Genomic DNA, 23,084 nt, shown 5'->3' with positions numbered 1-23,084 from the left:
AACAAAAATTGCTAGGTAGTCGGTATGACTGTAAGACCCGTTCTGAGGAAGAGATGATACAAAGCAATATTGCGCCAAACGGTATGGCGGTGACCCCGCACCATCTGGCCAGTGAAAGTGCTCTGGCCGTGCTTCGAAAAGGGGGCAACGCCATTGAGGCGATGGTCGCAGCCGCGGCCACCATCGCGGTGGTTTATCCGCATATGAATGGTCTGGGTGGCGACAGTTTCTGGCTGATTGTGCCCCCGGAAGGTGAACCGATCACCATTGATGCAAGCGGTGCTGCAGGCAGCCTGGCAAATCACGATTTCTATCAGGGAATGGACCGCATTCCTTACCGCGGGCCGAAAGCGGCCCTGACGGTCGCCGGCACCGTCAGTGGCTGGCAGAAAGCCCTGACACTTTCGGAAACGCTGGGCTATGCCCCGGCGAGTGTGGCTGAATTACTGGACGACGCCATTCATTACGCCGCTTCAGGTATGCCGGTCTCGGGATCTCAGTCGGCAGCCAGTGCCGCGAAGCAGCAGGAATTGCAGGGGCAGCCCGGATTTGCAGATATTTATCTTCCCGGGGGACAAGCACCCGACGCCGGCAGCCGCTTTACTCAGCCTGCGCTGGCAGACACCCTGAGAACGCTGGCCTCGGAAGGGCTGGATAGCTTTTACCGGGGCTCGCTGGCCCGCAGGATCGCCCGCGGAATGGAGTCTCTGGGGATGCCGGTCACCTTAAGTGATCTGCAAGCCCACCATGCAAAACAGAAAGCACCGCTCCGCTTAAACCACAGCACAGGCACCCTGTATAATCTGGCCCCGCCGACGCAGGGGCTGGTATCCCTGGCGATTAACGGTATCACTGACAGGCTCGGCCTGCCGGAAGCCAGTGAAGTCGATACCATTCATCGTATCGTTGAAGCCACCCGGCAGGCATTTACGCTACGGGATAACTGGCTGACTGACCCGCGGGAAATGCAGGCAGAAGCACAAGACCTGCTGTCAGCCGACAGACTCGACAGCTTAGCCTCGGCGATTGACCTGCAGCACGCCGCTTCAGATACGGGGCAGCGCGATCCCGGGGATACGGTGTGGATGGGAGTTATCGATAAAGACGGAATGGCCGTTTCCTTTATCCAGAGCATTTACCACGAATTTGGCAGCGGTGTGGTGATCCCTGACACCGGGATCCTGTGGCAGAACCGTGGTGCCGCCTTTACGCTGCAAAAGGATCACCTGCTGACCCTGGCGCCCGGTAAACAACCCTTTCATACCCTGAACCCCGCCGCTGTCCGCCTTAAGGACGGCCGCGTCATGGTCTACGGATCGATGGGCGGCGATGGTCAGCCACAAACTCAGGCGACCCTGTTTACCCGTTATGTCCTGCAGAACCAGCCTTTACAACAATCCATTACTGCACCGCGCTGGCTGCTTGGCCGGACCTGGGGAGATTCGTCTGAGTCTCTGAAACTGGAAAGCCGTTTCAGTACCGACACCGTGGAAGCACTGAAAAAAATGGGCCATGACGTCGAATTACTCAGCGATTTCAGTGAAGCCACCGGCCATGCCGGTGCCATTGTCCGCCATGTGAATGGCATGCTTGAAGGTGCATCTGACCCACGCAGTAACGGCAGTGCTGCCGGCTTCTGAGGAGAAAACTATGACACAATCCGACACCTGGTCAGCCTACCTGACCCTGATGGAGCAAATTCTGGACCTGACGCTGACCGACGATCGCAGAGCCGAACTGCTGGTACAGCTGACACGTATTGCCGGTATGGCACAGCCCTTGATGGATTACCCGCTGGATGATCGTCTGGATGTTGCCGGGGTTTATACGTTATGACAATTAACGCATTAAGTATCAGTGAACTCCGCCAGGCCCGGCTGCGTGGTGAGATAAGTGCAACCGATATTGCCCGGCAGACATTACAGTCCATCGCCACTTACAATCCCCGGCTGAATGCCTGGACCGAGGTCACCGGGGAGCGCATGTTACAGGAAGCCGCCGCCGTGGATAAACAGTTTCAGGCCGGTCAGACGGGCAGCCCGCTGGCGGGGATCCCTTATGCGGTAAAGAATCTGTTCGATGTCAAAGGGTACACCACCGTGGCCGGGGCTAAACTGTTTTGCAACCGTCCGCCGGCGACCGCCGATGCCCGGGCCGTCGCTCTGTTACATCAGTCAGGTGCCCTGCTTTCCGGCATGCTGAATATGGATGCTTATGCGTACGGCTTTACTACCGAAAACACGCACTATGGCCCCTGTCATAACCCGAGAGATTTACAGCGTATTGCCGGCGGTTCCTCCGGTGGCTCAGCCGCCGCCGTTGCTGCCGGACTCGTCCCCTTCGCGCTCGGCTCCGACACCAATGGTTCGATACGGGTGCCCGCGGCCTTGTGTGGTGTCTTCGGGCTAAAACCGACTTTTGGCCGGTTATCCCGCCACGGTACTCATCCTTTTGTCGGCAGCCTCGATCACATCGGTCCGTTTGCCCGGACCGTCGGTGATCTGGCGCTGGTTTATGACCAGTTGCAGGGCCATGATCCGCAGGATGCTTTTCAGTCCTCACGCCCCCCGGAGGCCGCAACACCGGCACTGACTCAGTCCGTTTCCGGGTTACGGGTCGGTGTTCTGGGGGGATATTTCTCTCAGTGGTGTGATGATGAGGCCCGGGGGGCCGTCGCCACCGTGGCCCGGGCGCTGAATGCCACAGAAGAGACTGAACTTCCCGGGGCCGAACTGGCAAGGCAGGCCGCCTTTATCCTGAGTGCCTGTGAAGGGGGCAACCAGTACCTGCCGGCACTGCGACAGTCGCCGGAGCTGTTTGAACCTCACTCACGTGAACGTCTGCTGGCCGGTGCCATGCTTCCCGCCAGCTGGTACGTTCAGGCCCAGCGCTTCCGTCGTCACTTCCGTGACCAGATCCTGCCCTTATTCGATAATGTGGATATTTTACTGGCACCGGCGACTCCCTGCAGTGCCACCGTGATTAACCAGGAAACGATGCGAATAAACCAGCAGGATCTGCCGGTCCGGGCCAGTATGGGGATGCTGACACAGCCCATCTCCTTCCTCGGCTTACCGGTCTGTACCGTGCCACTGGCCGCGGCAAACGGCCTCTCTGTCGGGGTACAGATTATTGCCGCACCGTTTAAAGAAGCGGTCGCGCTACGTGCAGCGCGGGCCCTGGAACAGATGAATATTACCCTGCCGCCCTTTTCATTAATGGATGCTCATGCATGAATACTCCGGTCATTAACCAGCCCGATGTGCTGGAAGAAGTCACAGCCCAGTTCTGTCGCTACGAAACCGCCCTGACGACCAATGATATTGAGGTGCTGGACGAATTATTCTGGCACAGCCCCCATACCGTCCGCCTGGGTGCCGGCGAGAATTTATACGGCATCGAACAGATCCAGGCATTCCGTGCCGGCAGGCCTTCAGCCAACCTGCAACGGGTCCTGCAGAACACGGTGATCACGACCTATGGCAATGATTTTGCGGTCTGCAGTACGGAGTTCACCCGCAGCACGACCGATAAAATCGGCCGGCAACAACAAAGCTGGGTACGATTCCCCGAAGGCTGGCGGATAGTGGCGGCTCAGGTCAGCCTGATGTCATAATCCCGTGTCCCTGTCCCGGCCGGGACAGGGACACGCCGGTTAAGGTGCAGGGTGATGAGTCGTCCAGTGCTCAGCGATCTGCTGACGGGTACAGACCCAGACCTCCGGGTAGTCTCCGATGTAATCAAGAAACTTCTGCAGGGCGCGGAAGCGCCCGGGCCGGCCAAGAATACGGCAGTGCATACCCACCGACATCATTTTAGGCGCGGTCGCGCCTTCCTCATACAGCACATCGAAACTGTCCCGCAAATAGGTGAAGAAGTGCTCTGCGGTATTAAACCCCTGCGGCGTGCAGAATCGCATGTCATTGCATTCCAGGGTATAAGGGATCACCAGATGCTGCCGCGTTTCTCCGCTGCTGCACGTGACCGGGGTCCAGAAAGGTAAATCATCCCCGTAATTATCGCTGTCATAATGAAAGCCGCCTTGTTCCACCAGCAGTCGTCGGGTGTTCGGGCTGTCACGTCCGGTATACCAGCCTGTCGGCCGCTGACCGAATAACTCAGTCAATACCTCTATGGCCTGCTGCATATGCTGACGTTCCTGGTCCGGCGACATATCCTGATAGTGGATCCACCGCCAGCCATGACTGACCACGTCAAAATCGGCCGCTTTTATGGCTGAGACGATTTCAGGGTGACGGGCCAGCGCCATCGCCACCCCGAAAACCGTCAGTGGCAGGCCCCGCTTAACAAACTCCCCATGGATACGCCAGAACCCGGCCCGGGAGCCATATTCATACAGTGAATCCATCGACATATGCTGAGAGGGATAACTGGCCGCGCCAATAATATCGGACAGGAACTGTTCTGATCCCGCATCGCCGTGCCAGATATGGTTCTCGGCACCCTCTTCGTAATTCAGGACAAACTGAACCGCTATCCTGGCCCCGCCCGGCCAGGCTGCCTGTGGCGGAGTACCGGCGTAGCCTCTCAGGTCGCGCGGATAAGGTTCTGCCAGACCATATTGCCGGCAATCGTTGTTTTTCATCATGCTGATCTCCTGAATCAGAGGAGCTGGCCTCCTCTGCAAATTAATCAGTTATTTCAATGCAATCCTTGTGCCAGAGCGCGATATCCTGAACTATAGTCGCTTCAGGTCGCCCCTCCTGGTTTTCAGGGAAGACAGCAGGCGTGGCACAATTTTCTGACGCAAAGCAACTCAGTATTTCAGGAACCGCAAATGACGATAAAACTACGCCCGCTGGAGCGGGAAGACCTGCACTTTGTCCACCAGCTGGACAACAATGCCAGTGTAATGCGCTACTGGTTTGAAGAACCGTATGAAGCCTTCGTGGAGCTTACCGACCTTTATAATAAGCATATCCATGATCAGACAGAGCGGCGGTTTGTGGTAGAGCATGCGGGTGTGAACGCAGGACTGGTGGAACTGGTCGAAATCAATCATGTCCACCGGCGTGCTGAATTTCAGATAATTATCGACCCGGCACATCAGGGAAAAGGGCTGGCCAGTCAGGCCGCCAGGCTGGCAATGGAATACGGCTTCTCGGTGCTTAATCTCTATAAGCTCTATCTCATCGTTGATGAGGAAAACGAGAAAGCGATTCATATTTATAGCAAGCTGGGATTTGAAACCGAGGGAGTGTTGAAGCACGAATTTTTCATTAACGGGGAATACCGTAACACTATCCGTATGTGTATTTTTCAGCATCAGTTTCTGGAGAAGTTCAAGCCTCACCGGGCACCGATGGTTAAGCCGACAGCTCAGTAGGTTGCAGAGTGACAAACAGCCACTCCCTGTGCTGTTTGTCACTACCGGAGTCACGATTTAACCAAAGACTCCGCTGATATAGCGTTCCAAAGCCATTCTGGAACTGAACCCATGAGGAATACCGTAATGCTCCTGCTCATCTGCCGCGAGATAGACCGGGAACTCTTTATAATGGTCACTGGTTTTAATTTCGGATGCAGGTTCAGCAAAATGCTGGCTTTTTTCCTTCAATGTCGGATGAATGACTAACGCCGTTCTCCCCAGCCGGGCTTCCCGGTTGACATAGACATAGCTTTCACCCCTGCGGTACCCGTAAGCTTTGGGTGTGACCAGGTCCATTTCAAAACCCGCTTTTTCCAGAACACGGGCCACTTCATCCGGACGTAAGTACATAGCAAATCCCCTTAATTCTTATCATGCCCGCCCACTGTAACGCAGCCACCCTGTATTGTGGCTCAGAGCATTCGGAATTTTCCTTAACTCACAGCATAGCCTAAATATTGGGCTATGCTTATTACCAGGTTGAGATAACACGGAGAGAACACATGCCAACGAAATACAAAAAATCTGAAGCTGAAGAAAGTGAACTGGAAGTGGGCGAACTTGCGGACAGTCTTGAAGCATTACTGAAGTCTTATTCGGATGATGCTCAGGACGGCCTGGAAGAAGCACAAAAAAATGCACAGCAGTTACTGAAAAAAGCCCGTGCGACCCTGAAGGGGGATGACGGTGAAACCTGTTGCGCAGGTAACTGGATCCGTGAAAATCCGCTTCCTGCCGCCGGTATCAGTGCCGCTGTCGGTGTTGTCTTTGGGATTTTGTTAGCGAAACGTTAATATTAATTCCGAGATATCAGCTCCCGGTTAATGTAAGTTATCCCGTTAACCGGGAACTTTTCACCCAAATATTTACGTCGTTTTCCTGCCAAATTGTTTCGAAATTCCACCCGCTCTCTGCTGCCGTTATTTCTGCTCTGCTGATGCCCCCTGACCTCTGATATTATCCCTGTATTCTCTACAGTTAACCGGCTATTTCCCCTGACTGCACGGGGCCGGATACTCCTGTTTTTTGAACGGAATTCTGTCTGCTATGCCCTCCCGGATCGGCCAGGTATTTTCCGGTGACTGTAAAAAATATCGGTACCCCTCTGACACGCTGCAGACATCCTATATTTACTCTTACCCGCCTCAAAGACAGAAAATAATAAAGATAACATTCCGGCAATATCCGCCCACTGTCGCCATAACATATGAGGCGATACTGTTACTGATATTTCATCGGGTGAGGGCTGAATAATCATCATCGGGAATGTGGCTGATTGATATTATTTCAAGCCATTTTTCGCTAATGTCACCTCCCCTCAAAGCTATCGGTAATTAATGCTTTCCGTCCGAAAAACAGAAGGGTATTTCCGAAAACCGAACCAACACAAAAATCCAAAAACAAAACAATATCAAGAATTAAACACCAATGAATGAGGTGTAAGTCAGGACAATAAACCACTAACTACAGAGATAACACTGCAAAAATAAATCGTTATTTCACAAAGGTATTATTCCCCATAAATATCACGGCATTCACTCAATTATCTGTAGCCTGGGTCATAAATAGTGTACAGAAGGTGAAAGTGGCTTCCGGTTAAAATAACGACTTTTTTTACTGATGAATTTCAGCCAGTTGGATCAAGTCACTCTGTTTATTATTACCAAAGAATAGGGCCTCGACGGTAAATAATATATCCGTTTCCCGGATGCCGCGTATCCCTTGCCAGCACTGCGCTAGCGGGAAATAGGGCACCCGCCCCCCGCGGGAATTAACAAAGTCAAGGGTTGTCAGATATTCTGAGTATGGTGCGGTTATATAAGTACATCACCCTCCGGACAATATAAACCCATGAAAAAATAAATATAACCAGGATAATACGACCGAATGGCAATTAAACTTGAAGTAAAAAATTTATATAAAATTTTTGGCGATCACCCGGGCAAAGCCTTTAAATATCTGGACCAGGGGCTCAACAAAGAGCAGATCCTGGAAAAAACCGGGCTTTCTGTGGGTGTTAATAACGCCAGTCTGGCCATTGAAGAAGGCGAGATTTTTGTGATCATGGGATTATCCGGTTCCGGAAAATCAACCATGGTTCGCCTTCTCAATCGTCTGATCGAACCCACCCGCGGTCAGGTTCTCATTGATGGCCTGGATATCGCGAAAATACCGGAATCTCAACTGAGAGATATTCGCCGCAGTAAAATCAGCATGGTCTTCCAGTCTTTTGCACTGATGCCCCATATGAACGTCGTTAATAATACGGCCTTTGGGATGGAACTGGCTGGCGTTCCGCCAAAAGAGCGTGAAACCAAAGCTATGGATGCATTGCGTCAGGTAGGGCTTGATAAATATGCACATTCATTCCCCGATGAACTCTCCGGGGGAATGCGCCAGCGTGTTGGTCTTGCCCGCGCACTGGCTATCAACCCAGATATCCTGTTGATGGATGAGGCTTTCTCTGCACTTGACCCGTTAATTCGTACTGAAATGCAGGATGAGTTAGTCAAACTCCAGACCCGTCAGCAACGTACCATTGTCTTTATCTCCCATGATTTAGACGAAGCGATGCGTATCGGGGACAGAATTGCCATTATGCAAAACGGCGAAGTTGTTCAGGTCGGTACGCCGGATGAAATCCTGAATAACCCGGCCAATGACTATGTCAAAACCTTCTTCCGGGGGGTGGATATCAGTCAGGTCTTTAGTGCGAAAGACATCGCCCGCCGTGGTGCAGACGGACTGCTGCGAAAAACCCCAGGCTTTGGCCCGCGCTCAGCATTGCAGTTGCTGCGGGACAAAGACAGGGAATACGGTTACGTGCTGGACAAACAGAAGTTTGCCGGGATTGTTTCCGGTGATTCGTTACAAAAAGCTCTGGAAGACGGTGCCCCTCTGGAAAGCGCATTCCTGGAAAACCCTGAGCCGATTCCGGCAACGACACCATTGAATGAAATATTTTCGCACATTGCAGCAGCACCTTGTGCTGTCCCTGTCACTGACGAAGATAACCAGTATATCGGCATAATTTCAAAGAGCAGTCTGTTAAAGGCTCTGGATCGCGAGGGTAATCAGTAATGAGTAAACCAGACACTAATCCATGGGGTGATTCTGCAGCGACCGGCAGTGCAGCACCGGCACATACCGCGGCCCCGGCGGCTGACAGCAGCGCAAGCGATCCCTGGTCGACAACCTCTTCTGCACCGGCAAGCTCAGCACCTGCCAGCGGGACTCCCAATAGCAGCAGTGCGGGTGATGCATGGAGCAGCGGCGGGGACAGCAGCAGCCACGCGGCAGCGTCAAATGACAGCTGGCTGAATGCCCCTGCAGCTCCCGCCCATGAACACTTTAATATTATGGACCCGTTCCATAAAACGTTAATTCCTTTGGATAGCTGGGTGACACACGGCATTGACTGGGTGGTGAATAATTTCCGTCCGTTATTCCAGGGGATACGTGTACCGATTGATTACATATTGAGTGCGTTCCAGCATTTACTGACGTCAATGCCGTCACCTGTCGCTATCCTGATCTTCACCCTGATAGCCTGGCAGATGACAACCGGCGGGATGGGCATCGCTACCCTGGTATCACTGGTGGTCATCGGGGCTATCGGTGCCTGGGGGGATGCGATGGTTACGCTCTCTCTGGTACTGACCTCCCTGCTGTTCTGTATTGTCATCGGTTTACCTCTGGGTATCTGGCTGGCACGCAGTGACCGGGCAGCAAAAATCATCAGACCGATCCTGGATGCTATGCAAACAACGCCGGCATTCGTCTACCTGGTACCGATCGTGATGTTGTTTGGTATCGGTAATGTGCCCGGGGTCGTGGTTACCATTATCTTCGCGCTTCCTCCGATTGTCAGACTGACCATCCTGGGGATTAAACAAGTCCCGGCTGACCTGATTGAAGCGAGCGAATCCTTCGGTGCCAGCCCGCGTCAGATGCTGTTTAAAGTTCAGTTGCCTCTGGCCATGCCTACCATCATGGCCGGCGTGAACCAGACGCTGATGTTATCCCTGTCGATGGTCGTGATTGCGTCCATGATCGCTGTCGGCGGACTGGGGCAGATGGTTCTGCGGGGTATTGGTCGACTGGATATGGGTCTGGCCACTGTCGGCGGTGTCGGCATCGTTATCCTGGCGATTATTCTCGACCGCCTGACGCAATCTGTCGGTAGCAGCAAACGTAATCGTCTGCAGCGTCATTGGTATCTCACGGGTCCTGTCGGATTACTGTTACGTCCCTTTGTTAAACCTTCAGCGACCAAATAATCAAGCGGATACCCGCCCCCTGCGGGTATCCCGATAACTGAGGAAAGACTATGCGCAAATTACTCACAGCGACAACCCTGACTTTGCTGATGGCGGGTCAGACCTACGCGGCCGATCTGCCGGGTAAAGGGATTACCGTAAAACCGGTTCAAAGTACCATCAGCGGCGAAACGTTCCAGACATTACTGGTCAGCCGCGCGCTGGAAAAGCTGGGCTATACCGTCGATGCTCCGGATGAAGTGGACTATAACGTGGGATATACCTCGATAGCCTCCGGGGATGCCACCTTCACTGCCGTTAACTGGCAGCCCCTGCATGATGATATGTATCAGGCGGCAGGCGGCGATAAAGTCTTTTACCGTGAAGGGACTTATGTGACCGGTGCGGCTCAGGGTTACCTGATCGATAAGAAAACCGCCGATAAATACCACATTACCAATATTGCTCAGTTCAAAGACCCTAAGATTGCGAAATTATTCGATACCAACGGTGACGGAAAAGCCGACCTGACGGGTTGTACGCCGGGCTGGGGCTGTGAAACCGTGATTAATCATCAGGTCAAAGCTTACTCGCTGCAGAATACCGTCCAGGCGAACATGGGTAACTATTCCGCGATGATGGCCGATACGATTTCCCGCTACAAACAAGGGAAACCGATCTTTTACTACACCTGGACCCCTTATTGGGTGAGCGATATCCTGAAACCGGGACGCGATGTTGTCTGGTTACAGGTACCGTTCTCGTCATTACCGGGTGCACAGAAAAATGTGAACACTCAATTACCGAATGGCGCCAACTATGGGTTCCCGGTAAACACCATGCATATTGTGGCAAACAAAGCATGGGCACTGAAAAACCCGGCTGCTGCGAAGCTTTTCTCTGAGATGCGCCTGCCGCTGGCTGACATCAATGCTCAGAATGCCCGTATGTACGCAGGTGAAAGCAGTGATGCAGATATCAACCGTCAGGTAGACGGATGGATCCACGCTCATCAGGCCGTCTTTAATCAATGGGTAAGCGATGCTTTAGCCGCCGCGAAATCCTGATTTAACGTGTCAGAAAAGGGACAGCCTGGTGCTGTCCCTTTTTTTATCTTCATTTTGTTCACCAAAAACCTCTCCGCCGGATTGATACCCTTACTGACGTTCCCCGCCCCTGCCCTGATATCAATGCAGTAAACATATGGTGCGATTCCGCCACCAACAAACGTATAAAACAACAAAAATATCGTTCCGTACTATTAAGTGTCGGATGGGTTTGCTATCGTTAGCGGCATATTCTTTTAGTCGGGTGACTTTCCCACAAGTAATTATTAGTCTTGCAAAATTACCTGATTCTCTTCTGAGCCAGAGATAGGGAGCAGTCACTGACGGGAATGGAAACCAAAATAATTATTATCAGTGAGGTCACTCCATGGAAAGTTCATTTTCTCCGATTGAAAAAATGCTGGATGTTCTGGCAGAACGTCATACCAATTATCCGGTTCATGAAGTCCTGCTGACACGACTATGTATGCATATTCAGGGCAAACTGCTCGATAATCGTAATAAGATGCTAAAAGATCGCGGAATTAATGACACCCTGTTTACCGCGCTGATGACACTGGACGCGCGTGAAAATCAAAGTATTCAGCCTTCTGAGCTGAGTTCTGCACTGGGGTCCTCCCGCACCAACGCGACACGGATTGCCGATGAGCTGGAAAAGAGAGGCTGGATTGAACGTAAGGAAAGCGATAACGACAGGCGCTGCCTGCATCTGCACCTGACACAAAAAGGCTATGATTTTCTGTGTGAAGTGCTTCCGCCACAGCATGAAAGCCTCAAGCATTTGTGGAGTGTACTGACAGCAGAAGAACAGCAACAGCTGGAGACGTTATCAAGAAAATTACTGGGCCGGCTGGATGAAATGGGCAGTAAATCCTGAGATGTGATTGAAAAGACGTAATATGTCATGAAGTGCTAAATCATGTAATTCAGTTTTGGTTATGCTTCCGTGCCTTTTCCGGCTGCGGCGTCTGTTCTTTTTTCAGAAAAGCGGGGCTGGAATTTTAAATTTTATCATAGGTGGAGAATTCTATGAGTGCAGGTGAGGAAACTCTGCAGCCCCAAAGTAAGAAAAAGAAAACGCGTAAAACATTATTAACGCTTCTGGCCGTTCTGTGTGTTGTCATCGCCATCGGATATTTCGCCTACTGGTTCCTGGTCCTGAGCCATTATCAGGATACAGATGATGCTTATGTCGCAGGCAATCAGGTTCAGGTCATGCCGCAGGTCTCAGGGAGTGTGACTAAGGTCTGGTTTGATGATACCGATTACGTTAAACAGGGCGACGTTCTGGTCACTCTGGACAAAACTGACGCCGAACAGGCGTATGAAAAATCGCTCACTGCACTCGCCACCAGCGTGCGTCAGACCCGCCAGGCGATGATCAACAGTAAACAGTACCTGGCCAACATTACCCTCAAAAAAATAGCCCTCTCGCAGGCTCAGGAAGATTTACAACGGCGGATCCCTTTAGGGAAAGCACAGTTAATCGGCCGTGAAGACCTGCAACACGCACGTGATGCGGTAACCAGTGCTCAGGCTGCTCTGGATGTCGCTACACAACAATACAATGCTAATCAGGCGATATTGCTGGATACGTCGCTGGAAAATCAGCCGGCCGTTCAGCAAGCCGCGACAGCCGTACGCGATGCCTGGCTGGCACTGCAACGTACCGACATCCGCAGCCCGATTGATGGGTATATTTCACGCCGTGCAGTTCAGGTCGGCGCACAGATTTCCCCCTCAAGTTCACTGATGGCTGTCGTGCCGGATAAACAACTGTGGGTGGATGCTAACTTTAAGGAAACGCAACTTGCGGGTGTCCGTATCGGACAACCGGCGACCATTGTTTCTGACCTCTACGGCGACAATGTGGTCTATCACGGTAAAGTCGTCGGTCTGGATATGGGGACCGGTAGCGCCTTCTCTCTGCTTCCGGCCCAGAATGCGACCGGTAACTGGATTAAAGTGGTACAACGTTTACCTGTCCGTGTGGATATCGACCCGGCCGACTTAGCAAAACATCCGCTGCGTATCGGCTTATCTACGCTGGTCACCGTGGATACCAGTGACCAGAGCGGGGCGGTATTGGCCAGTACAGTGCGCAAAACACCGGCCTATCAAAGTAACGCGCTTGAGTTACAACTGGGCCAGGTCAACCAGGTCATCTCTGACGTTATCAGGGCGAATGCCGGTTAATGGCCGGGGATAAAGTCATGCCACAGAAACCACTGGAAGGACTCCCGCTGGTCCTGATGACCATTGCCTTATCACTGGCAACGTTCATGCAGGTACTGGACTCTACCATTGCGAACGTTGCTATCCCTACCATTGCAGGGAACCTGGGATCGTCAAACTCCCAGGGGACCTGGGTTATCACCTCCTTCGGGGTCGCAAACGCTATTTCAATCCCGCTGACCGGATGGCTGGCAAAACGCTTTGGCGAAGTCAGACTGTTTATGTTGTCGACTATCTGTTTTGCTATTGCGTCCTGGGCATGTGGTATGTCAGGCAGTCTGTCTACACTGATTTTCTTCCGTGTCATTCAGGGGGTGGTCGCCGGCCCCCTGATCCCGCTGTCCCAGAGCCTGCTGCTGAACAACTACCCGCCAGCAAAACGGAGCGTCGCCTTGTCACTGTGGGCGATGACTGTGATTGTGGCCCCTATCTGCGGCCCAATTCTGGGGGGATGGATCAGTGATAATTATCACTGGGGATGGATCTTTTTCATCAATGTCCCGATAGGTATCGTGGTCATTTTACTGAGTCTGCAAACGATCCGCGGCCGGGAAACTAAAATCACCCGTCAGCCCATCGATATCGTCGGGCTGGTCAGTCTGGTGATCGGGATCGGTTGTTTACAGGTCATGCTGGACAGGGGGAAAGAACTGGACTGGTTCAGTTCCAATGAAATTATTACCCTGACGGTGTTGTCGGTGGTTGCCTTGCTGGTATTGCTCATCTGGGAACTGACAGATGACCACCCTATCGTAGATTTATCGCTGTTCCGCTCACGAAATTTCACCATCGGTTGTGTGTCGATCAGTCTGGCTTATATGCTGTATTTCGGGACTATCGTTTTGCTGCCTCAGCTGTTGCAGGAAGTCTTCGGATATACCGCCACCTGGGCCGGGCTGGCCTCCGCGCCGGTAGGCATTTTACCGGTCATTTTATCACCAATCATCGGGCGATTCGCCCATAAGCTTGATATGCGGATGCTGGTGACCTTTAGCTTCATTATGTATGCCGTCTGTTTTTACTGGCGTGCTTATACTTTTGAACCGGCGATGAATTTTGCAGCCAGTGCGTGGCCTCAGTTTATCCAGGGATTTGCGGTAGCTTGCTTCTTTATGCCACTGACAACCATTACCTTGTCAGGGCTGCCTCCGGAACGGATGGCGGCGGCGTCCAGCCTGTCAAACTTTCTGAGGACACTCGCGGGTTCGATAGGTACCTCTATTACGACGACGCTCTGGAGTGACCGCGAGTCACTGCACCATAGTCAGCTGACTGAGTCCATCAATCCGTATAATCCGAATGCGCAGCAGATGTACCAGAAACTCGAAAATATGGGAATGACCCACCAGCAGGCCTCCGGTTATCTGGCGCAACAAATTACGAATCAGGGATTAATCATTTCTGCCAATGAGATTTTCTGGGCAGCAGGAGGGATTTTTATTCTGTTACTGGTGACTATCTGGTTTGCCAGACCCCCGTTTGGCAGTAGCGGGAAAGCCAGTGATGGCGGAGGCCATTAGCCACAGATATATTTTCGCCAAAAAAAAGCGCCTTTCGGCGCTTTTTTCTTATGCGGCTTAGCGATTCTGACGCCACCATTCAGCCAGTAGGATCCCTGTGGCAACAGAGACATTCAGACTCTCGACACTACCTGTACCATCAATCGACAGACTGACATCTCCCTGCTTCAGCGTCGACTCTGTCAGCCCGTCGCCTTCCTGACCTAATACCAGTACCATTTTCTCCGGCAGCGTGGCCGCAGACAAAGGCTGACCGGCATGACTGGAGGTGGTAACAATGGTGTAACCGGCCTGACGGAATGCATCCAGTCCCTGCCCGAAGTTATTCGCAGTAATGGCCTGCACATGCTCAGCCCCGCCTTCCGCCGTACGAACAGCCGCACCGGATTCCAGTAATGAAGCATCATCAACCAGAATACCTTTCGCACCGAAATGCGCACAGCTACGCATAATCGCACCCAGGTTATGCGGGTTACCGACATTTTCTAATGCCAGCACGCACTCTTTTTCAGCAGACTGTGCCAGCCATTCGCTGACATCCTGTCCCATATGTTTCTTGATGATGAAACAGACGCCACCATGGTGTTCAGTGCCCGCCGCTTTTACCAGCTCAGCATCTTCAACCACATGATAAGCTTTACGGTTAGCAGCCAGCCAGCGCAGGGTTTCACGAAAACGCGGGGTCACACTCTGAACAAACCATGCACGGACAATGGCTTCAGGACGGCTCTGGAACAGCGCCTGACAGGCATTTTCACCATAAACACGCGTTTCTTCCTGACGCTGCTTACGAATAACTTCAGGATCGATAATATTTCTGACAGGAGAATCCGCTTTCGGGGCAGTCGCTTTCGCAGTCGCGTCCTCTTCAGACGGCGCCCGTGAAACCGTACGCCACGGAGAACGGGATTTCTCTTCCTGACGGCGACCTGGCTCCTGCTGACGTGACGGAGAACGACCTCCTTTGCCTGTCCGCGGATTCCCTGTACGTTGACGGGTATCATCCTCGTTGCGAACATACATCACTTTAACTTTATTGCTTTTGCCTTTTAAATCGTCGCTCATTCTTTCCTCCTGTTCTGGAGCGCGAAGATTACCTGATGTCACGCAGCTAATCTATTAACTTTGCCCATTAATACTGTCATCTATTATAGCTATTGATGGATCCTTCTGGCCCGTAAACGCAGTATGGCAGATAATCAGGGATAAATTTGCTTTACCTTTATCAGAGGTCATCATGAATACCGTATGTAGCCAATGCCTTGCCATCAACCGCCTGCCTGAAGAAAAGAAAGACGATAACGCAAAATGCGGACGCTGCGCTGAGCCTTTGTTTACCGGAGAAGTCATCAACGCGACCGCCGCGACACTGGATAAATTGCTCCGTGATGACTTACCGGTCGTGATTGATTTCTGGGCCCCCTGGTGCGGTCCTTGTGTCGGATTTGCGCCGGTATTTGAGGATGTCGCCGAAGAACGGGCGACAGAGATGCGCTTTATCAAGGTCAATACTGAGAACGAAGCAGAGCTCAGTGCCCGTTTCCGGATCCGTAGCATTCCGACGCTGATGCTGTTCAGTCAGGGTAAACACATCGACACTCTGGGCGGTGCCTTACCGAAATCCGGCTTTGAACAATGGCTCGATGAGCCACGCGGATAATACCCGCCTCCGGGAAAACTACGCAGTCGTCACCTTTTTGATTTACACTGCAGTTTTCCCGGATAACAAGATACCTATGCCAGATAATGCCGTACTGACACTCAGGGCACATCGCCTTGCGCGGTCCACCCGCCCCTTCCTTGCCCGGGGAAACCGGGTTGTCCGGTGTCAGCGTTGCCTGCTCCCCGTTCCCCGGTGTTTATGCCACACCATCACTCCTGTGCCGGCACGAAGTCAGTTTTGTCTGGTGATGTTCGATACAGAGCCGATGAAACCGAGCAATACCGGGCGCCTGATTGCCGATATTCTGCCTGAAACCACGGCCTACGAATGGTCCCGTACCGCTCCCCCGCAGGCATTGCTGGATACGGTAAATAATGACCTGCTACAACCGCTGGTTGTCTTTCCCGGCCATTATGCGGCCCCTGGCCGGGAAGTCATAACTGCCCCGCCACGCCAGGGGAAACCACCCCTTTTTATTATGCTGGATGGTACCTGGACCGAAGCCGCAAAAATGTTTCGTAAAAGCCCCTGGATGGACCGCTTTCCGGTAATGTCATTAAATGTCACCCGTCCATCCCGTTACAGCCTGCGGGAATCACCGGGTGCCGGACAACACTGCACTGCGGAAATCGCTATCGCATTACTGGAACAGGCCGGTGATGAAGCCGCAGCCGCCGGGTTACTGAATCACTTTGAATGTTTTCGTGAGCGCTATCTGGCCGGAAAACCCTCTCACCAGGCATACCTCACAGAAAAGCAGCAACAACAGGAATAAACTGCAGCAGGATATCTCAGGAGATAAATAATGAGTCAGCGTGGCCTTGAAGCATTACTGAAACCCGCCTCGGTCGCAGTGATCGGTGCTTCAGAGAAGCCCGGTCGCGCCGGTCACCTGATGATGCGTAACCTGCTTGCCGGGGGCTTTAAAGGTCCGGTACTGCCGGTAAATCCCGGCCGGGCGTCGGTCTGTGGCGTACTGGCTTATCCCTCGATTGAAATGCTCCCGCGGATCCCGGACCTGGCGGTGTTCTGCACACATGCTTCACGTAACATAGATATCCTGCGACAACTCGCAACCCTCGGCTGTAAAGCCTGTATTATTCTGTCTGCCCCCCGGGAGCAACTGCCCGTATTAAAGCGGCTGGCAGGTGAGTTGGGAATGCGTATTCTTGGCCCGAACAGCCTGGGACTGCTGGCCCCCTGGCAAGGGATCAACGCCAGTTTTTCTCCGTTGCCAATACGCCGCGGCAGGCTGGCCTTCATTTCACAATCAGCCGCCGTTTCCAATACTCTGCTGGACTGGGCACAACAGCGACATCTGGGGTTTTCGTGGTTTATCGGCCTCGGAGACAGCGTTGATATTGCCGTCGATGATATCCTCGACTTCCTCGCCAGAGACAGTAAGACCAGCGCAATCCTTCTGTCACTGGAAAATCTGGCAGATGCCAGGCGCTTTGTGTCGGCATCCCGCAGTGCTTCGCGCAATAAGCCCATTCTGGTGATCAAAAGCGGCCGCAGTCATCAGGCCAGAGAACTGCTGGAGGCTACAGAAAGTCTGGATGCCGCATGGGATGCTGCCATCCGCCGTGCCGGGATGCTGCGGGTAAAAGATACACATGAACTCTTTTCTGCGGTAGAAACCCTGAGTCATATGCGCCCCCTGCGTGGTGAACGGTTGTTTATCATCAGTAACGGTGCGGCTCCCGCGGCTCTTGCGCTGGATGAGCTTCACACCCGAAAAGGCGTGCTGGCACCGATGAGCCACGCGCTGACGCAAGCACTACAATCGGTTCTGCCGCCAGCTCTTCGTACAGGTAACCCGCTCAATCTGCTGGATGATGCAACCACGGAGCGTTACCTGTCGGTGATAACCCCGTTACTGGACAGTCAGGATATCGATGCGCTGATGATCATTCATGCGCCCAGTGCCGTCTCCTCCGCCAGTGAGACGGCCACAGAGATCATCCGCCGCGTTCGGGAACATCCCCGTGGCAGGCGGGTCACTCTGCTGACCAACTGGTGCGGTGAATACTCATCACGGGAAGCGCGGGAAGCCTTTACCCGCGCGGGGATACCGACCTGGCGAACCCCGGAAGGAACGGTCACCGCGTTTATGCATATGGTGGAATACCGTCGTAACCAGCAGCAACTACGTGAAACGCCGGCCCGCCCGGCGGGCATGCCACAGCGACATCTCAATATACGTCAACTGTTACAGCAAATGCTGTGCAGTGGTAAGAGACATCTGGATACTCACGAAGTACAGGCACTGTTTCGCGAATACGGACTTAATACCCTGCCCACCTGGGTGGCAGCTGATAGCCAGCAGGCGGTCAGGGTTGCCGAAAATATCGGATACCCGGTCGCACTGAAATTACGTTCTCCGGATATCCCCCATAAGTCTGAGATCCAGGGAGTCATGTTGTATCTGCATACCGCAACCGATGTCCGGCAGGCGGCAGAGGCTATTCTGAGCCGGGCTCGTTCGGCCTGGCCTGAGGCTGATATCCGGGGACTCATCGTCCAGAGTATGGCGCGGCGTGCCGGTGCTGAGGAGTTGAGAGTCTCCGTCCGGTCAGACCCGCTTTTCGGACCCGTGATCCTTCTGGGCGAAGGTAATGGTGAATGGGAAAGTGATCTGTCCATGGCGGTAGCTCTTCCGCCTCTGAATATGACACTGGCGAAAAATCTGGTTGAGCGGGCAATTACCCTGGGCGCCATCCGCGGAAGAAATGCCTTACAGGCGCTGGATATTACGGCGGTAAGCGAATACCTGGTCCGGATTTCGACGATGATTATCGACTGTCCTGAAATTGAATGGCTGGATATCCATCCGCTACTGGCGGCAGGAGACCAGCTGACCCTGCTCGATGCCACGGTGTTGCTGGCACCGTTCAGTGGCGAAAGTGAATCACGCCTTACCATCCGGCCATATCCGCAACACCTTGAAGAGCAGGTAACACTTAAAAACGGTCAGCAGGTACTCTTCCGTCCTATCCTTCCGGAAGATGAGCCGGGACTGAAAACCTTTATCTCGAAGGTCACGAAAGAAGACCTCTACTATCGCTATTTCAGTGAGATCAGTGAATTTACTCATGAAGACCTGGCCAATATGACACAGATTGATTATGACAGGGAAATGGCTATAGTCGCTATTCAGTCTGCCGCTGATCAGGAAGAGATTATCGGAGTGACCCGCGCGATTTCAGATGCTGATAATATTGATGCAGAATTTTCCGTATTGGTACGTTCAGATCTTAAAAATATCGGGCTGGGCCGCCGTCTGCTGGAGAAGATGATAACTTACACCCGCCAGCATGGACTGCATCGCCTGAACGGCATCACATTGCCCCGTAATCAGGGTATGATGACACTGGCTGGAAAGCTCGGATTTAGTATGGAAAGGCAAGCCGATGAGGAGGTAGTCACACTCCGCCTTCCCTTGCGTTAGGGTTTGAAAAGCGTACAGAAAAGTAAAATTGCCACGACATGACAGGGTTAATGTTACACTTGCCCTTCAGACCATGACTTTTTCGGTTAAAACGTACATTGAACAGAGAAGAAGCGCATTGTGATATTGTCAAAATTTAAACTCAATAATCACCAACAGTACCTCGCGCAACTGCCCGGACTCGCCCAATCTGCTGCTGATTTCACTATGCTGTACTCTGCGGTAGAGTTTCACCAAACCTTACTCGAAAAAATTTCGGCGGCAACGACCCGTATCTGCCTGGTTGCACTTTATCTGGAAAATGATGAAGGTGGCCGTAGTGTAATGGATGCCCTGTATGCCGCCAAACGCGCGAACCCGGACCTGGATATCACCATTTGCGTTGACTGGCACCGCGCACAGCGCGGTCGTATCGGTGCAGCCCGGGGCGTGACTAATGCCGACTGGTATTGTGAAATGGCCTCGGCACACCCTGATATAGCGATCCCTGTTTACGGTATACCGGTGAACACCCGCGAAGCACTTGGCGTACTGCATCTGAAGGGCTTTATTATTGATGACTGCGTAATTTACAGTGGTGCCAGTCTGAATAATGTTTATCTCCATCAGGAAGACCGCTATCGCTATGACCGCTATCAGGTCATCCGTAATTCAGCCTTAGCCGATACGATGTCTGAATGGATTGATATCAATCTGAAGCAGGCCGAAGCGGTCCACCGTCTGGATCAGTCTGAGCGCCCTTCCAGCCCGGAAATTAAAAGCGATACAAAGCAATTCCGCCAGGAATTACGCACGTTTAATTATGAATTTGAAGACCAGTCTGCCGAAGGGCAACTGACCGTGACGCCTCTGGTCGGCCTGGGTAAGAATAACATTCTGAACCAGACTATTTTTCATCTGATGCCCTGTGCAGAATACAAATTAACTATCTGTACTCCGTACTTTAATATGCCGGCGATCCTCGTCAGAAATATTATCCGGCTATTACGTCAGGGTAAGCAGGTTGAGATTATCGTCGGTGATAAAACCGCGAATGATTTTTATATTCCGCCGGAAGAGCCGTTTAAAATTATCGGTGCGCTGCCTTATCTGTATGAAATTAACCTGCGACGTTTCGTCAGCCGGTTACAATATTATGTCGATAATCAGCAACTCACCGTGCGTCTCTGGAAGGACGGAGAAAACAGTTATCATCTGAAAGGAATTTGGGTAGATGACGAGTGGATGCTGCTGACTGGTAATAATCTGAACCCTCGTGCCTGGCGACTCGATCTCGAAAATGCCATTCTTGTTCACGATCCGCAGCAGCAACTGCTGGATCAGAAAGTGAAGGAACTGGCATTGATCCGTGAACACACCACGATGCTCAATCACTACAATGAGCTGGAAAGTATTGCTGAATATCCGGCCAGGATTAAAAAACTGATCCGCCGCCTGCGCAGGATCAGAATCGATCGCCTTATCAGCCGTATTCTGTAATATCTCCCGCCCCGGCCACCCGGGGCTGTTTCTACTCTGTACTCCGCAAACCAACCGCAGAACGACTTACGGCGATCAGCTGAAGGTTAAGAAAGAACAGAGAACTTTCGGCTACTGCATCGCCTCGCACAGTGGTCGTTTACAGAACATAAAAAAACAGCCCCTTACGGGGCTGGTCTTTAAGACTATAGCTTTATTTCCTTCCCTTTCCGGTGCAGTCCCAGCGCTATCAGGAAACTGATCGCCCCCATGACCGACACATACCAGAAAAAGCTGCTTTCAATACCACTATCTTTCAGCAGCAATGCAACATATTCCGCAGAGCCACCAAAAATCGCATTTGCCAGCGCATAAGGTAATCCGACCCCCAACGCCCGAATTTCGGCAGGGAACATCTCAGCCTTCAGGACGCCGCTGATTGCGGTATAGAAGCTGGTGATCAGCAGTGCCAACACGACAAGTACCAGGGTGAATGCGGGGCTGCTGCCCGGCGCTTTCAGTAAGGTCAGTAAGGGCACGGTGAACAGAGTCACGCCTGCGCCGAAAATCAGCATAGAGGCACGACGACCGATCTTATCCGACAGCGCACCGATCAGTGGCTGTAGGATCATAAAGACCAACAGAGCACCGGTCATGATGAGGCTTGCAGTTTTTACATTCAATCCCGCCGTATTTACCAGGTACTTCTGCATATAGGTGGTGAAGGTATAAAAGCTAAGGGAACCTCCGGCAGTGAAACCAATCACCATCAGGAAAGGACGCCAGTGATTTTTCAGCAATCCACTCAGGCTGCCTGCATCTTTATGACTCCGTGTTTTGCTGTCGGAAGTTTCATGCAATGAGCGACGTAACCAGACAGCGATCACCGCCAGCACCGCCCCGAGGAAAAACGGGATCCGCCATCCCCAGGCACGCAATTCCGCATCGGACAGGATAATCTGCAGGATAACCACCGTCAGCACTGCCAGCAGTTGTCCGCCAATCAGCGTGACGTACTGAAACGAAGCATAAAAGCCCTTACGGCCTTCAACTGCGACTTCACTCATATAGGTCGCACTGGTACCGTACTCACCGCCGACAGAAAGCCCCTGCAGCATTCTGGCCAGCAGTAATAATGCCGGAGCCATCACCCCGATAGAGTCATAGGAAGGCAGACAGGCAATCACGAGGGAACCAAAACACATCATACAGACGGAAATGAGCATGGAGTTTTTGCGACCATAGCGATCCGCAATATATCCGAAGATCCAGCCACCGATAGGACGCATCAGAAAACCGGCAGCAAAAATACCCGCTGTTTTTAACAGCTGAGAAGTGGTATCCCCTTCAGGAAAGAAGATATGGGCAAAATATAAGGAAAAGAATGAATAGACATAGAAGTCGAACCATTCGACCAGGTTTCCCGAAGAAGCACCGACAATCGCTTTAATGCGGTCTGTGTTAGTCATTGGTGGTTGTGTATCTGCAGAAGCGGCCGCAGAAAGATGACTCTTTAACATGAATGGCCTTAATCGTTATTAGACATTTATTGGTCATCCCAGCATAAGTATCACAGAGGCAAAGTAAAGATCATTTATCATTTTTCGTTATATCAAAAAACATTTTTATAGGAAAATAACAGAACATAGGAAAAATCGTGCATTTTTCAGTCATTATAACCAGATTTTGTGAAAAAAATGGTATCTGTCACTGCATAATTCAAAAAAAAGGGAATACTGAATCACGTTTTATGCTGTTTTTATTTAGTTAAGACAGGCTGATATAAGGTGCCAGACAGACCACATAACAATCGTTATCGCGAATGCCCCCTCGGGTGGAAATAAAACCTCCTGATCAGCCTGACATTCTCCGGTATCAGAAGGGGAGATATCCGCTTTTTTGCTGCCAGCAGCGTTCATACACAATATTTTCCTGCGTATTACCATTATTACTACTGCAGGAATAACGGCTCAACACATCATTCAGTGGTCACATTAAAGGCTGCGGTGATCTCACGGAGCCTCTCCGCCCCCTTCTCCCGG

The 23,084-nt window shown here is 52.1% G+C and carries 20 protein-coding genes; 16 read left to right on the top strand and 4 right to left on the bottom strand.

Annotated elements, in window-relative coordinates:
* Positions 1-53 precede the first annotated feature (53 nt).
* Genes GTPT_RS06290 through hpxZ form a run of 4 tightly spaced genes read left to right on the top strand, consistent with a single transcriptional unit; the run spans position 54 to position 3,616 of the window.
* Entirely contained in the window at positions 54-1,640 is a 1,587-nt protein-coding gene (locus tag GTPT_RS06290) for a gamma-glutamyltransferase family protein (protein WP_025902332.1), read from the top strand.
* Positions 1,641-1,650: 10 nt separating this feature from the next.
* A complete protein-coding gene (hpxX, locus tag GTPT_RS06285) occupies positions 1,651-1,836 on the top strand; it encodes an oxalurate catabolism protein HpxX (RefSeq protein ID WP_025902333.1) in 186 nt (61 codons plus the stop codon).
* On the top strand, positions 1,833-3,236 hold the full coding sequence (locus GTPT_RS06280) for an AtzE family amidohydrolase (protein WP_025902334.1): 1,404 nt from the start codon (positions 1,833-1,835) through the stop codon (positions 3,234-3,236). The genes hpxX and GTPT_RS06280 overlap by 4 nt, the downstream gene beginning before the upstream one ends.
* Positions 3,233-3,616 (top strand): oxalurate catabolism protein HpxZ, encoded by a 384-nt coding sequence (gene hpxZ, locus GTPT_RS06275; RefSeq protein WP_029991200.1) that lies wholly within the window; start codon positions 3,233-3,235, stop codon positions 3,614-3,616. The genes GTPT_RS06280 and hpxZ overlap by 4 nt, the downstream gene beginning before the upstream one ends.
* 39 nt (positions 3,617-3,655) lie before the next feature.
* On the opposite strand, the gene puuE is transcribed toward hpxZ, so the two are convergent.
* Positions 3,656-4,609 (bottom strand): allantoinase PuuE, encoded by a 954-nt coding sequence (gene puuE, locus GTPT_RS06270; protein ID WP_025902336.1) that lies wholly within the window; start codon positions 4,607-4,609, stop codon positions 3,656-3,658.
* A 189-nt stretch (positions 4,610-4,798) separates the two neighbouring features.
* On the opposite strand from puuE, the gene speG reads away from it, so the two are divergent.
* On the top strand, positions 4,799-5,347 hold the full coding sequence (gene speG, locus GTPT_RS06265; protein ID WP_025902337.1) for a spermidine N1-acetyltransferase: 549 nt from the start codon (positions 4,799-4,801) through the stop codon (positions 5,345-5,347).
* 57 nt (positions 5,348-5,404) lie between these two features.
* Here speG and GTPT_RS06260 read toward each other — a convergent pair whose 3' ends face one another.
* Positions 5,405-5,740: a DUF2002 family protein gene (locus GTPT_RS06260; protein WP_025902338.1), complete on the bottom strand. Its 336-nt coding sequence runs from the start codon at positions 5,738-5,740 to the stop codon at positions 5,405-5,407.
* A gap of 152 nt (positions 5,741-5,892) precedes the next feature.
* Here GTPT_RS06260 and GTPT_RS06255 point away from each other — a divergent pair, with 152 nt between their 5' ends.
* The 7 genes from GTPT_RS06255 (at position 5,893) to emrB (ending at position 14,470) form a co-directional block, all read left to right on the top strand.
* Positions 5,893-6,183: a DUF883 family protein gene (locus tag GTPT_RS06255; RefSeq protein ID WP_025902339.1), complete on the top strand. Its 291-nt coding sequence runs from the start codon at positions 5,893-5,895 to the stop codon at positions 6,181-6,183.
* A 1,093-nt stretch (positions 6,184-7,276) separates the two neighbouring features.
* Complete coding sequence (proV, locus tag GTPT_RS06250; protein ID WP_025902340.1) at positions 7,277-8,470, top strand: glycine betaine/L-proline ABC transporter ATP-binding protein ProV; 1,194 nt, start codon at positions 7,277-7,279, stop codon at positions 8,468-8,470.
* Positions 8,470-9,669: a glycine betaine/L-proline ABC transporter permease ProW gene (proW, locus tag GTPT_RS06245; protein WP_029991198.1), complete on the top strand. Its 1,200-nt coding sequence runs from the start codon at positions 8,470-8,472 to the stop codon at positions 9,667-9,669. The genes proV and proW overlap by 1 nt, the downstream gene beginning before the upstream one ends.
* A 50-nt stretch (positions 9,670-9,719) precedes the next feature.
* On the top strand, positions 9,720-10,715 hold the full coding sequence (gene proX / locus GTPT_RS06240; protein ID WP_025902342.1) for a glycine betaine/L-proline ABC transporter substrate-binding protein ProX: 996 nt from the start codon (positions 9,720-9,722) through the stop codon (positions 10,713-10,715).
* A gap of 367 nt (positions 10,716-11,082) precedes the next feature.
* On the top strand, positions 11,083-11,592 hold the full coding sequence (mprA, locus tag GTPT_RS06235; protein WP_029991197.1) for a transcriptional repressor MprA: 510 nt from the start codon (positions 11,083-11,085) through the stop codon (positions 11,590-11,592).
* Positions 11,593-11,744: 152 nt separating this feature from the next.
* Complete coding sequence (emrA, locus tag GTPT_RS06230) at positions 11,745-12,911, top strand: multidrug efflux MFS transporter periplasmic adaptor subunit EmrA (protein WP_025902343.1); 1,167 nt, start codon at positions 11,745-11,747, stop codon at positions 12,909-12,911.
* Positions 12,912-12,928: 17 nt separating this feature from the next.
* The gene (emrB, locus tag GTPT_RS06225; protein ID WP_025902344.1) at positions 12,929-14,470 is read left to right on the top strand and encodes a multidrug efflux MFS transporter permease subunit EmrB; all 1,542 of its coding nucleotides are present in this window, start codon (positions 12,929-12,931) and stop codon (positions 14,468-14,470) included.
* 57 nt (positions 14,471-14,527) lie between these two features.
* Here emrB and GTPT_RS06220 read toward each other — a convergent pair whose 3' ends face one another.
* On the bottom strand, positions 14,528-15,535 hold the full coding sequence (locus GTPT_RS06220; RefSeq protein WP_025902345.1) for a tRNA/rRNA methyltransferase: 1,008 nt from the start codon (positions 15,533-15,535) through the stop codon (positions 14,528-14,530).
* Between the two features lie 172 nt (positions 15,536-15,707).
* On the opposite strand from GTPT_RS06220, the gene trxC reads away from it, so the two are divergent.
* The 4 genes from trxC (at position 15,708) to pssA (ending at position 21,063) form a co-directional block, all read left to right on the top strand.
* Positions 15,708-16,130 carry a thioredoxin TrxC gene (trxC, locus tag GTPT_RS06215; RefSeq protein WP_025902346.1) on the top strand — a complete coding sequence of 141 codons (423 nt, stop codon included), beginning with the start codon at positions 15,708-15,710 and terminating at the stop codon, positions 16,128-16,130.
* A gap of 76 nt (positions 16,131-16,206) precedes the next feature.
* A complete protein-coding gene (locus tag GTPT_RS06210; protein ID WP_029991196.1) occupies positions 16,207-16,908 on the top strand; it encodes a tRNA-uridine aminocarboxypropyltransferase in 702 nt (233 codons plus the stop codon).
* Positions 16,909-16,938: 30 nt separating this feature from the next.
* Positions 16,939-19,584: a bifunctional acetate--CoA ligase family protein/GNAT family N-acetyltransferase gene (locus tag GTPT_RS06205; RefSeq protein ID WP_029991195.1), complete on the top strand. Its 2,646-nt coding sequence runs from the start codon at positions 16,939-16,941 to the stop codon at positions 19,582-19,584.
* A gap of 123 nt (positions 19,585-19,707) precedes the next feature.
* Positions 19,708-21,063 (top strand): CDP-diacylglycerol--serine O-phosphatidyltransferase, encoded by a 1,356-nt coding sequence (pssA, locus tag GTPT_RS06200; RefSeq protein WP_029991194.1) that lies wholly within the window; start codon positions 19,708-19,710, stop codon positions 21,061-21,063.
* 185 nt (positions 21,064-21,248) lie between these two features.
* Here the strand turns inward: pssA and GTPT_RS06195 are convergent, their stop codons facing one another.
* Complete coding sequence (locus GTPT_RS06195; protein WP_025902349.1) at positions 21,249-22,511, bottom strand: MFS family transporter; 1,263 nt, start codon at positions 22,509-22,511, stop codon at positions 21,249-21,251.
* Between the last annotated feature and the right edge of the window lie 573 nt (positions 22,512-23,084).

Origin of the sequence: Tatumella ptyseos ATCC 33301 (assembly GCF_000735525.1) — a bacterium.
GTDB classification, from domain to species: Bacteria; Pseudomonadota; Gammaproteobacteria; order Enterobacterales; family Enterobacteriaceae; genus Tatumella; species Tatumella ptyseos.
The sequence above is the reverse complement of the archived record's forward strand: the minus strand, read 5'-3'. Positions and strand labels throughout refer to the sequence as shown.

Coding starts and splice junctions, on each gene's coding strand:
- GTPT_RS06290 (WP_025902332.1), top strand. CDS start 54: ATGATACAAAGCAATATTGCGCCAAACGGTATGGCGGTGACCCCGCAC.
- hpxX (WP_025902333.1), top strand. CDS start 1,651: ATGACACAATCCGACACCTGGTCAGCCTACCTGACCCTGATGGAGCAA.
- GTPT_RS06280 (WP_025902334.1), top strand. CDS start 1,833: ATGACAATTAACGCATTAAGTATCAGTGAACTCCGCCAGGCCCGGCTG.
- hpxZ (WP_029991200.1), top strand. CDS start 3,233: ATGAATACTCCGGTCATTAACCAGCCCGATGTGCTGGAAGAAGTCACA.
- puuE (WP_025902336.1), bottom strand. CDS start 4,609: ATGATGAAAAACAACGATTGCCGGCAATATGGTCTGGCAGAACCTTAT.
- speG (WP_025902337.1), top strand. CDS start 4,799: ATGACGATAAAACTACGCCCGCTGGAGCGGGAAGACCTGCACTTTGTC.
- GTPT_RS06260 (WP_025902338.1), bottom strand. CDS start 5,740: ATGTACTTACGTCCGGATGAAGTGGCCCGTGTTCTGGAAAAAGCGGGT.
- GTPT_RS06255 (WP_025902339.1), top strand. CDS start 5,893: ATGCCAACGAAATACAAAAAATCTGAAGCTGAAGAAAGTGAACTGGAA.
- proV (WP_025902340.1), top strand. CDS start 7,277: ATGGCAATTAAACTTGAAGTAAAAAATTTATATAAAATTTTTGGCGAT.
- proW (WP_029991198.1), top strand. CDS start 8,470: ATGAGTAAACCAGACACTAATCCATGGGGTGATTCTGCAGCGACCGGC.
- proX (WP_025902342.1), top strand. CDS start 9,720: ATGCGCAAATTACTCACAGCGACAACCCTGACTTTGCTGATGGCGGGT.
- mprA (WP_029991197.1), top strand. CDS start 11,083: ATGGAAAGTTCATTTTCTCCGATTGAAAAAATGCTGGATGTTCTGGCA.
- emrA (WP_025902343.1), top strand. CDS start 11,745: ATGAGTGCAGGTGAGGAAACTCTGCAGCCCCAAAGTAAGAAAAAGAAA.
- emrB (WP_025902344.1), top strand. CDS start 12,929: ATGCCACAGAAACCACTGGAAGGACTCCCGCTGGTCCTGATGACCATT.
- GTPT_RS06220 (WP_025902345.1), bottom strand. CDS start 15,535: ATGAGCGACGATTTAAAAGGCAAAAGCAATAAAGTTAAAGTGATGTAT.
- trxC (WP_025902346.1), top strand. CDS start 15,708: ATGAATACCGTATGTAGCCAATGCCTTGCCATCAACCGCCTGCCTGAA.
- GTPT_RS06210 (WP_029991196.1), top strand. CDS start 16,207: ATGCCAGATAATGCCGTACTGACACTCAGGGCACATCGCCTTGCGCGG.
- GTPT_RS06205 (WP_029991195.1), top strand. CDS start 16,939: ATGAGTCAGCGTGGCCTTGAAGCATTACTGAAACCCGCCTCGGTCGCA.
- GTPT_RS06195 (WP_025902349.1), bottom strand. CDS start 22,511: ATGACTAACACAGACCGCATTAAAGCGATTGTCGGTGCTTCTTCGGGA.